The following is an 11,522-nucleotide window of genomic DNA, read 5'->3' as shown; positions in this document are numbered from 1 at the left end:
TTTTAATAAAATGAAGGGAATAGTATTACACTCGCCTTCTTGGTTAATGGATTTCTATTTGTTATTTTTGAAATAATAGAAAAGGATTTGTTAACCCATGTTGTATTCGATAATTAGTATATTGTTGAATATGCATACTAAGTAGCGAACGAGTTTGCCAAGGCTCATTCATAAACATTTGGTATTCATGTCGCCATAAATTATCATCAACTCGTGGTTGGAGCTGTTTAAAAACATCATGAACAACTGTTTTTAGTTCTAACCAAAGCTGGTGATCAGTCAATCGATAAAATCGAGTTAGGTGTACGGCAAGTTCGTGTAAATGGCAGACTAAACAGGCACTGATTAGAAATGTTCTAACGGGTTCTATATCTTCTTCAAAAATAGTAGGTAAGATGCCAGGCCAACGATAAGCTTGCAGCTGATAACCCCGCTGATTCAATAAAGGTAAAAATATTCGACCATCACCATAATCACGTATTAAAAATTTCTCAGGAATACCTTGAACAGTGAAGAGCACTTGAGTGTTTTGTTGATGGGCTTCCAGAGCAACTCCATAAAGTAAAAACATCGAAATACAAGGTGTTAGAATTACAGTCGCATATTGGTTAAACCATTGTTGAGGTGTTAAACCTGATTTTTCAATCAATTCAGTAAATATTGGTCGTGGTTGATATGGTAAATCAGTAAATAGAGTTGCCACAGTTATTGGCAGTAAGTGATCGTTTTTTTCATAAGCGTTGGTGCAACGAAATACGACAGAAATAAAGCGTCCTGCTGAATCATCTTGTTCTACTGCATGGCGGTAATGGATACCTACATCTTCACGCAGAGACTCCATTTTTCCATTAAAATAATGTTCGTGGTTTAAAATGTCATCTATTAGCTGACTTATTCTAGGTCCCATATGGATAGACTTAGCTTGTAAGCTACGCATTTCACTGGTCATCCAAACGGCGATAGGTAACTTTATAAATGCGGTGTTAATTGCATCTGTTGGTAACATTGTCCTGAATGACATTGTGGGTTTTGTTTCTAATTGAGGGCCATCAATGAGTAAAATTTCTTCGTCAATCAGTGATGTTGCTTGTTGTTTTACCCAATGATTTAAATGCCAGTCATGAACGGGAAGAGGCAGCCATTGGTATGGATTTTTCCCTTGTTGTTTAAGCCATTTGACCCATTGCCGGCCAACGATAGGGAATCGTTGAAGGAACCAATCATGAATGCTTTCCACATGAGGTAGTGACTCAACATAGGCCATATCTTGGCGTAGCGCCATAACTGTCAAATTTACCGTTGCATTAAACTCAGGAGATAAAGCTGCAACATCTTCTAAGCTCATGTTTGGCCTACTTTTCCATGTAGGATAATAGGGATGGCCTTCCAATGAGCCCCATTGATCAAGAAATAAAGCCGCATCACGTATACTATATTGTCCGGTAACCCAATCAGTCAGATAGTTGGTATTGTATTTTGCCATTTGAGTATTAATCAGTACTGACCATTCGGTACGATAATTGCGAGCGTTAATATCATTATTAATACTGTTTTCAATATCTGATTTTAATTTATTAATATTGTTATTATTAAAGGTTATATTTAACTCTTCCTCTAATTTTTCTAGAAGATAATATATTGTTTGAATAATTTCTTTTTTATTGTTGTTGTTAATTAAATAAATACCACCATAATTAAAGAATGTATCTACCGGATATATTTCCATGTTCTTAAAAAGAATCTTATAAGGGGTTTTCTTAAATTTATAAATATACCCACAATGGTCTATATCCCAATAAACTTGCTTTTTATCAATAAGATTCTCAGCAAATAAACAATGAATTAAACGTCTAAGTGCATTATTATTAGAGTGTTTTTCATTAATGTTAAAAGCTACTTTCTTTATAGGGTTACTTATCATGATCAGCCTCTTAAGCTACGAAAATGAATCAATTAACGGCATCTGTAATCTATATTCACTAAAGGGAGGATATAGATAAGAATATTTGAAAGATGATTTTAATAACGTTAGCATCACATAAAAGAATAGTAAATGATAATTATTCTTTTTTTTATTCTCAATTGTAAGTGAGAGAAATAAATATGTTATTCAAATAATTAACAAGAAAGGTGAAATCTAGAAGATGTAACATGTCACGGAATGCTTCTTGCCATTTGTTATCATCAATATCTATTGACTTAAAGTAGCGGAGCATCCTTGTATACTGTAGTAGCCTTGGGCTTATTTATAGGTTTGTTTGCTTTTTTCAACTTGGTCAACAACCTGAAATTTAAAGGCAAGGGAATAATCGTGTTGACTGTGTTTTAGTGAGCAGTTTCTAACATTCTCCAATTGTGGATTGGGAAAGTGTTAACCTTATTTAGAATTGGTCAATTGATTAATAAAATGTTCATTATTTAATCATAATAAGCCTTTTTATTTTTTTTGTCATAATATAATTTCTATTTTTTGTTTTTTTTAATATAACATAATAAAAAAATAAGGAAATAAACATATGGAAAATATATTTATCGATGTTATTGATAAGGAGTATGAATTTTTATGTCAATTATATTGGCAGGTTGAGGGAAATGGTCGATTTTCATATTCAATGATTAAGATAGAAGAAAAAACACAATTAAAATCTAAGGAAATAAAAACTATTGTTGCTAAAAGCTGTAAAGCCTATAGTTTAAAACTAAAATGTGTTTCATGTGGTGAAATAGAATGTCTACGAGATAGAAGCCACTTTTCACATTTAAACGGTCTTGAACATGTTTGTATTGATTGTATTCGTATAGAGAATGAAAAAGAAAGGCAGGAAAAAATTGAATACATTAATGACTTATTATTTTGTAAAAAAGAAAATGCATTAAGTATTAATGATCTTTCTTTTGAAAATAGTGTTTTTTTACTTTCACTTATACGGTATTGTGCGGATGAAAACCTAATTTATTTAGATAGTCTTAACAATCTGAAACATGAGAAATTAACACCTAGTTATAATTTTGATTTATTAATTATAGAACAGCTTTATGCTTCTGGTGTGATAGCAATAAGTACAGTTACTAATTTAAAATATTTAAGTGTTAGTGGTGATTATGTTTATTTTAATGATGAGTTTATGTGCTGGGAAGTTATTGTTAAAGAAACAGATAACTTATCATCGATTATTGATTTATTGGAGAGGAAATTATCTGATTTATATTACTTACAAGAAAATAAAAAATCACTAATTGAACTATGTAAAAAAAATAATCTATTTGAGTGTTTTTTTTATTTAAACCATGAAATGAATGAATATAATTTCACATCTTTTCAAATTGGTGAAAAAACCACGAAAAACATCACCTGTTTATTAGAAAACTTATCTGTAGGGAAAGTTTTCTATATTATATCTAAAACAGTTACCGATGCTTTTATATATCACCAAAAAAAATCGACTAAAATCAACAAAGGGCAAGCTGCGAACTCTGTTGTTGATGCAATGAAGCGAATGCATGAAAGATATTTAGCTAATGGATGGTCGATCTATTCAAAATATCGGCCTCGTCATTGCCCTCAATCGGTACTTTGTCAGGTTTTATTTGTATTTATCTTGCAAACAGATGATGGTGGTATTTATAAATCGTTAAAACAAATTATAACTGACGATGATAAGGGGGTTTTCTTGAATCATTAACACATAATTTTATGTCTTAATGATTCAATCACCTAATCTTGCTGCATAGGAACGTAAAACACATTTTTCATACTAGATAATTTTAAAATAATATCAGCACCAAGAATGATAAAATTAAGTATTATTATTTGTTCATAAATTCACCTTAATTATTATATTTAGTGTTTGTTATTTAAATTCAATATATAAATATATTGGGAAAATAAATTCGTAATATACTGATGATAAGAATAACCCGACAATCTGTTTTTGCCGGGTTTTTCTTTATTAAAATGAAAATTTACTTTTTTCATTGTATCTTTCTATTAATATGTCTTTCCCATTTTTTAACGTGATTTTGTGAGTAAATCGATCATCATTTGTTGTTAGTTCTTCATTTTTATTAGCTATTTTGATTGTGTGATTATTTATTTTATATATGGAACCATCAGGTTCATTTTTTAATAAACTAAACATATTGATAAAAATTGCATTGTCATTATTTATTTTGTTTTTATTATGATTGTGTATTAGCTCTATTTTTTTTGAGTCTGGTGAACTGTAAATAAAGTAAAGATTTTTTTTCGTTAAATCATTTCCAAATGCGTAATTATCGTATTCTGATAATTCTTTTTTTATGTAACTTTGTGGTTTATTCGTTTGTGTTTTTTTAAAACTGTCTGTTTTTCTATCTAACTCTTCAAATTTCTTCTTTAATGAAGCTACACAGTCAGTGTTAATGGGCTTTTCTTTTATATTATAGACAAATGGTTTCTTATTATTAATAAAATTATTGTTTTTATTTGTCTCTATAAGTAATTTTAATTCATTTACTTTCATTTTAAATTATCTCCATTTTATTTCTTATTTTTAGTTTATTGGAGTGGAGTTATTATCGATATCAAAAAAAGAGACTAAGTCTACCCTTTTAATAAATTTTCTAAATCACTAAATATAGATTGCCACTCATTATCATCAATTTCCATAAATCCCATATAACGCAACATAAAAGCGCCTTCAGTGGCTAGAAAAACAATTCTTGCTTGTTTGCCTTTTTCTGTTGAAGTATCTAGTCTCGCAAGCCGTTCACGATACCAAGTACGCGTACTTTCCAGATATTCAGGGGTTTGTAATAAGGATGCCATTAAGGAAGCGCCTTTTGCCATCGAGACTTTGTCGTGCTGGTGGGTCGCTTGCATATGCGCAAAAATTTTCCCTTCAGGGGAGTTATCTTGTTCAATTGTTTGATTGAAAATTTCATCATAGGACTGGCCCCAACGCTCAAACATTGCATCGATTAAGGCATCTTAATTGCCAAAACAATATTGAACCCCACCTTTAGATATCCCCATCGCTTTGGCGACTGCGTCGATAGTGAGCGCTGTAGCGCCTTGCTGTAGAACAATGTCTTCAGCAGTATCAAGTAATTTTTCTCTATCGATTGTTCGTTGACGTCCCATTTAGAAAAACCTCTTTTCAATACGTACGTATGGATTTATATTGTAGCACGATCAGCACAGAAATCATGATCAAATAAACTCATTGAGAGAATTTTATGTTAACCGATTATAAGCGCTGGATAGTGCTTCTATTAGTTTCAAGTGTACTGTTTCTTATCGTTATTGATGTCACTGTACTGTATACCGCATTACCTAAATTAACCCATGATTTAGGCGCTACGTCATCTGAAAAACTGTGGATAATGAATGCGTACCCACTGGTTGTCGCTGGGTTATTACCTGCAGCGGGGATGCTAAGTGATAAAGTCGGTCACAAACAAATGTTTTTGTTGGGGCTGCCGTTATTTGGTTTAGCCTCGTTGTGTGCTGCATTTTCACCAACAGCAACAAGTTTGATTTTGTCTCGTGGCTTTTTGGCTGTAGGTGCCGCAGTAAGTATGCCTGCCACCCTTGCGATTGTAAGGCATGTTTTTTTAGACCCGAAAGAAAGGGCGTTAGCAATTGGAATATGGTCGGCAGTTGCTTCAGGTGGGGCGGCAATAGGCCCTTTGATCGGCGGTATCTTACTTAACCACTTTTGGTGGGGCTCTGTTTTTTTAATTAATGTACCCGTCGTTTTATTGGTTATTCCGTTCGCTTGTTATTTAATCCCCAAATGTGGTGGTAACAGCGATAAAAAAATCGATATTTTAGGTTCCATTCTAGTGTTAATTGGTTTAATTGGAGTTATTTATGCGTTGAAAGAGCTCGGTAAACCTTATACCGACTGGCCGGCGGTATTGGTTTCAGGTGTTATTGGGGTTTTCTTTTTGGTGGCATTTAGAAATCGACAAGTGAAATCAACATCACCAATGATTGATTTTACGCTATTAAAGCACCCTAAATTCAATGCAGGGTTGATGATGGCGATTTTATCCATTGTGGTTATTGTTGGTGTCGAATTATTACTAAGCCAACGTTTACAACTGGTATTGGGCTATACCCCATTTCAAGCTGCGTTGTACATCATCCCAATACCCTTAGCGTCAGTATTTGCAGCACCTTTAGCCGGTATGTTCTTACATAAGTTGGGTGAGATTAAACTTACCATTTTAGGGTTTAGTTGTACGCTAATTGGTGTTGTGGGATTGGCTGTCGTTTATCAAACATCAACGGGTATCTTACTGCTTTCATTTCTTTTTCTTATTGGTTTTGGTCTTGGTGCGATATTCACGACAGCATCAACGACAGTGATGTTAAACGCCCCTGATGAAAAAGCGGGTATGGCAGCATCAATTGAAGAAATTGCTTATGAAATTGGCAGTGTCTTAGGTGTCACCTTTATGGGGGGGTTAATGAGTGCTATCTATACGTTAAAACTCTCATTACCTGAAGACATGACTGTCAGCGATAAAGTTTATGGCAGTATTGATGAGGCTTTATTAGTTTCTGAATCACTGCCAGTAAATACTGCATCAGCATTGATAAATCAGGCAAATATTGCCTTTGACCATGCTTTCTTAGGGGTGATGGTAGCAACTATTTTTGTTCTGCTGATCAGTATTATTGTTCTGCCTTATTTGTTACGTTCCAAAAAGGCATTAGTAAATTAATTAGGTTGATTTTCCCGCAAAAAGGGAGCTTTTACTCCCTTTTGCTCTTTATTTTATTTTGCGGATTAATACCGTTGCTAGTAATGGGCTAATTGCAAATAGGGCGAATAACCAGATTGAAGCTTGCTGTGCCCCCGCGATCCCCCCAGGGTTAATTAGCCCGCTATTATTGACGACGACTCCTACTAAGGCCGCAGATAGCGCAGTTGCATACAATTGAATGGTAATAATAGAAGATGACGCAAGGTTTTCCTCTCCCTCTGGCGCATTCTTAAAAACACGTAATACCAGATGTGGCCAACACACACCAATTCCTAGACCAACCCCTGCCATGGCGATGAGATAAATAACGAATAATGGCCATGATTCGATAAGTTTTTGATTATGAGTTAGAACAGCAAGCGCAATTAAAGAAATAAATATGATGACCGGGCCTGTTCGAATAATTCGGATAACAATAGCACCTGTTTTATTGGCACTAAAGAGTGCCCCAAGAGTCCAACCCGCAGCCATTATTGCGGTTAAATAACCTGCTGTGAGCGGAGAAAACAGATGGATGGTTTGTAAGAAATAAGGGACATAAATTTCTGTTGTCATGCCTCCAACTAACAAACACATGGTTAAAAATATGACGCCAAGTGGACTTTTGAGTGAATAGGCTCCCGTCGGTAATAAACGTTTTTCATTTTTGCCATCGAGTAAGGCAATCGTCAGCAGTATGGCTAGGCCAATTAATAAACCAATAAGGTTCATGAATAAGCTGTCAGACAAACTTCCAATTGAAATAGCAAGAACGGATATTACTAACAAAGAAATCGCTAAGAATGGGATTTTGTTAGTTTTTGGTGCCTGGGATTGTTTTTTGGGGAGTTGATTGATGACAATGAGCGCTAGAAAAATAGCGACAGGTAGTAAAGCCCAAAATGCCCAACGCCAATGGCCACTTTCAGCAAAAATACCTCCAATTGCAGGGCCACAGAGTGTTGCTATTCCCCACATACCCGAAACGACACCCATGGCTCGGGACCATAAGTTTTCAGTAAAAACAATGCGAATTAATGCGTAGCTCAGAGCAAATAAAATACCGCCACCCAGTCCTTGTAATGCCCTGCCTCCCAGCAACACTAGCATTGATGGGGAAGCTGCACACCAAATAGACCCTAAAGAAAAGAGAATGAGTGCGAATAAATAAGAAAATTTAGGCCCAAAGCTGTCTAATACTTTACTGGAAAGGGCTGAACCGACAATTGATGTTGCCACAAATAAAGTGGTATTCCATGCATAATATTCAAGACCGCCAATATCATTAACAACACTAGGCAATATGGTTGTTACGATATAAATATTGATAGCGTGTAGCGCAACACCACCAGTTAAGGCGATAGTGAGTAATGCATTGGTGCCACTAAGTAAATCAGCCCACTTGGCTTGAGGTACGGTTGATGTTTCATTGCTCATAGAGAGACCCGCTAGACGGAATAGTAGAAAAAGATGTATTATACAAGTAATCGCTTGGATAATAGAGTCGCATAATGATTAATGCAAGTAATTACTTTGATAATTTAAATCTAACGCAGGCTGTGGATAAGGTTCTATTTTGTATCAAAACTAAAGGACCAATTTCTACCGCAGTGATCGCAAATGACTTAAATATGACAGGGGAAGCTGCAAGGCAACACATTCAAAAACTCACTTCGTTGGGGCTAGTTGAAGGTGCGCAGTGTTTATCACAAACAGGGGCGGGGCGCCCTCGGCAAAATTGGGTGTTAACGGAATTAGGGCATCAACGTTTTCCTGATACTCATGCGCAGCTTGCTCTTCAATTAATTGATTCTGTTCGGACTATTTTTGGTGATGAAGGGCTAGAAAAGCTGATTAGCCAAAGGGAAATGGAAAGCCGAGAAAAATATTTTGCCCGTTGTAAAAATTTACCATTAGCTGAGCGGCTTGAAGAGCTGGCTGAAGTGCGTAGCGAAGAAGGGTATATGGCGAAGGTTGAACAAGATGATGACAGTTGGTTGTTTATCGAAAACCATTGTCCAATTTGTGCAGCAGCCACCGCTTGCCAAAACTTTTGTCGTTCGGAATTGGCGTTGTTCAGTGAGATTGTGGGTGATGATGGTAGCATTGAGCGCGAACAGTACTTATTAAATGGTGCTGGGCGCTGTGTGTATCGTGTGAAGGTTAAAAGCTAAATACCGAGACATCTTGGTATTTAGCTTAATAATAGTATTATCTCTCAATTATTAGTGTTTCAGTTGACTCAACATGTGGTGCCAGCTCTTCGCTATCAAGCCATAGCGGTTTTTTACCAAACTGTTGGTATAATGAGAGTTGGTCTTGGTAGTGAGGTGACGGTTTTCCTTGCGGGGAAATAAAGCCACTTTGCCCTGGAGCAACAACATCCCATGCATTCACTCCTTTTTCGGTAAATACGATTAGGTCGTTTTCCGTTCCCCGGTTGTGATATTCATTTTGATGAAAATTTTCTTGAGGTAAGGCTTGTGGTACACCAAAAAAATTACTTTCACGGAAGGTTAATGCCGTGGCTGGTGTTTGCCAATTAGCTGGGTTATCACCGTATTTTACTCTCATTTTTTGGTAGGTCGCATTCAGTGCTTTTTTAATTACATCATTCCGCGATTGTCCTAAAAATAAATCGATAGGCTGAGGTATTGGTGATTTATCTTCTAAGAGAGATTCATACAGTAATTTTGCGCCTGTACTGATATTTAACGACCCAGTAGGGCCTTCTTGTGTCGTTTCATAACCACTTGCTAGATACCATTTATCAAATGGTGCGGGGACGGTTTGGCCTAGGGTGGCTTTAAGCATTTCTTTTAGCCAGATATCGAGAATAGCAGACCCAGGGTGAATATAGTGTTTCCCATCACTTGATAACTGGTTTATACCATCCCATTGCTGGAGAATAGACACTAATTTGACCGCATTGTCAGTTGACGGCAAACCTTGTGTCGCTTGAGCTAAAAAAGGGGTAAACAAGCGATGATTGAGGTCGACACGGCTAGTTTGCTGCAAAATCGTCCACATATCATCAGCTGTTAACTTATCATAGGCCTCAATGCGGCTATCGATTTCTGTCACCCTGTCTGCACTTCCCCATAAGAAGGCAAACAAGTCGCTAGCGGGATAATTTTTAGCTGGGGAGTTATTCCAGTTGGCGATGTAGCCGGATTTGGGATTATAGACTTTAGGATTATTTGCAAAGGGCTGTATCCCTTTCCAGTCCCATTCTCCCGTGCCTGATACGGGTAAACGAGGGTCATGGTTTATTTGGCGCTCGGGGTAGTGCCCGGTATGGACATAGCCAATGTTTCCGTCTTTATCCGCATAATACCAATTGATTGTCAGTGCTTGGTTTTGTGCTTGGTCTAGCCATTGCTGCCAGTTTTGCGCTTGCCCTTGCTTCACCCAAGCCATTAAGGATGTAAGCTCTTTGCCATCCCATGCGCGAGCTTTGCTGTATGCGGTGTGAGTTGTATTATCTCGCTTGACCACATTACCATGAACAGTACGGTACACATCAAAAGTAATGGGTTTTTCACCTTTTACATTCAATGTCTCTTGGCGCGATAGCATTTGTTTCCACTGCCCTTGGTGGAGGTAGCTATTTGGGTCTTCAGGTGAAATCTGTTCTGCAAAAATATCAACGCCATCACCAAAACCAGCCGTAGAGCCCCAAGAAATTTGCCCGTTATGACCGAATAAAATAGCGGGATAAGCAAACGGTGTATTTCCAACAAGATTAAACCCTGCTCCATGTAAACCTATACCGTATGTATATGCTGGGTTAAACCAACCAAATTGTGGACCATTAAGTAAAATGGCTTTTGCGTCAGAAGCTTTTGTTTTTCCAACAAGCCAAACATTGCTGGTGGTTGGGTACCCAGCTAGCCCATTAGCACCACCTTGCTCATATTGCTGAGCGATTAGCGCATTATTTTCCTGAGAAGAAAGCGCAATTAATTTTCCCGTTGCATCTTTTGCCGTGCGTTCAAACATTGGAGCAGTAAGTCGGTAATCACTAATTTGATTCAACTGCGTTATATTTTTTGTTTTTTGTGAGTCTGAATAGGTAAATTCTTCTGATGATATTGTTGTGGGTGCATTGGGATTATTAAGCCAATTAATTTGGTTAAAGAACTCTACTCCCATTTGTTCACCATACTTATCTTTAAGCGCAGTGAGTAATGCCAGATTATCAATTTCACTATTCATATCAGAAAAGCGGTTTGCCATTGTACCGACCATAATCATCGCAACATCAAAACTTGTCCATTGGGATGGTAAAAAATCATAATCAATAAACTGTTTAGGCATTAAGTCATCCGGTTTAGCATTGATTTGTTTAATCCATGCATTCATGCCATCTGCATAACCTCTTAAAATATCTTGTTCTTTAGAGGGTAGCTGCGTGATTTGTTTGTGGATGGAATCAGGCCAATAGTTATTTCTGATTTCTTTATCAAAAGAAATGTAATCTTTACCTAATACTTCGGAAACCGTACCTTGAGTACTGCGTTTAGCCATTTCCATTTGGAATAATCGGTCTTGTGCCACTGCATAGCCGTATCCATAGAAAAGGCTATAAGTATCACTGGCATAGATGTGAGGAACGCCGTAGTTATCTCGTTCAATTTTAATTTGAGTTGACTGAGAAAATGATGAGAGCGATAGCGAGCTTAAACTAAAAGCAATAGCGATTGAAATGAGATGTTTTTTCATTTATTGAGTCCCATGTTGTTATTATTTTTTGAGACTAGCATTATTGTATTGTTAATAAATGG

At 36.5% G+C, this 11,522-nt stretch carries 7 protein-coding genes and 1 pseudogene; 3 read left to right on the top strand and 5 right to left on the bottom strand.

Annotated features, from left to right (window positions below; genetic code table 11):
* Window positions 1-61 precede the first annotated feature (61 nt).
* Window positions 62-1,921 (bottom strand): IucA/IucC family protein, encoded by a 1,860-nt coding sequence (locus M1F17_RS00115; RefSeq protein ID WP_164454771.1) that lies wholly within the window; start codon window positions 1,919-1,921, stop codon window positions 62-64.
* 595 nt (window positions 1,922-2,516) lie between these two features.
* Here M1F17_RS00115 and M1F17_RS00110 point away from each other — a divergent pair.
* Window positions 2,517-3,683, top strand: coding sequence for a hypothetical protein (locus M1F17_RS00110; protein ID WP_318837159.1), 1,167 nt, complete (start codon window positions 2,517-2,519; stop codon window positions 3,681-3,683).
* A 267-nt stretch (window positions 3,684-3,950) separates the two neighbouring features.
* Here the strand turns inward: M1F17_RS00110 and M1F17_RS00105 are convergent, their stop codons facing one another.
* Window positions 3,951-4,502 (bottom strand): hypothetical protein, encoded by a 552-nt coding sequence (locus tag M1F17_RS00105; RefSeq protein WP_094961997.1) that lies wholly within the window; start codon window positions 4,500-4,502, stop codon window positions 3,951-3,953.
* 80 nt (window positions 4,503-4,582) lie between these two features.
* Window positions 4,583-5,122 (bottom strand): annotated as a pseudogene (locus tag M1F17_RS00100) (TetR family transcriptional regulator).
* Window positions 5,123-5,217: 95 nt separating this feature from the next.
* Between M1F17_RS00100 and M1F17_RS00095 the strand changes: the two are divergent.
* Window positions 5,218-6,714 (top strand): MFS transporter, encoded by a 1,497-nt coding sequence (locus M1F17_RS00095; RefSeq protein WP_094961995.1) that lies wholly within the window; start codon window positions 5,218-5,220, stop codon window positions 6,712-6,714.
* A 48-nt stretch (window positions 6,715-6,762) separates the two neighbouring features.
* Here M1F17_RS00095 and M1F17_RS00090 read toward each other — a convergent pair whose 3' ends face one another.
* Complete coding sequence (locus tag M1F17_RS00090) at window positions 6,763-8,172, bottom strand: MFS transporter (protein WP_094961994.1); 1,410 nt, start codon at window positions 8,170-8,172, stop codon at window positions 6,763-6,765.
* 74 nt (window positions 8,173-8,246) lie between these two features.
* Here M1F17_RS00090 and M1F17_RS00085 point away from each other — a divergent pair, with 74 nt between their 5' ends.
* The gene (locus M1F17_RS00085) at window positions 8,247-8,909 is read left to right on the top strand and encodes a helix-turn-helix transcriptional regulator (protein ID WP_094961993.1); all 663 of its coding nucleotides are present in this window, start codon (window positions 8,247-8,249) and stop codon (window positions 8,907-8,909) included.
* 37 nt (window positions 8,910-8,946) lie between these two features.
* On the opposite strand, the gene M1F17_RS00080 is transcribed toward M1F17_RS00085, so the two are convergent.
* Complete coding sequence (locus tag M1F17_RS00080) at window positions 8,947-11,460, bottom strand: penicillin G acylase (protein ID WP_094961992.1); 2,514 nt, start codon at window positions 11,458-11,460, stop codon at window positions 8,947-8,949.
* Between the last annotated feature and the right edge of the window lie 62 nt (window positions 11,461-11,522).

The sequence above is a fragment of the Providencia sp. PROV073 genome (genome assembly GCF_033688125.1).
GTDB classification, from domain to species: domain Bacteria; phylum Pseudomonadota; class Gammaproteobacteria; order Enterobacterales; family Enterobacteriaceae; genus Providencia; species Providencia hangzhouensis.
Note: the sequence above shows the minus strand (reverse complement) of the source record. Positions and strands in the feature narration are given on the sequence as shown.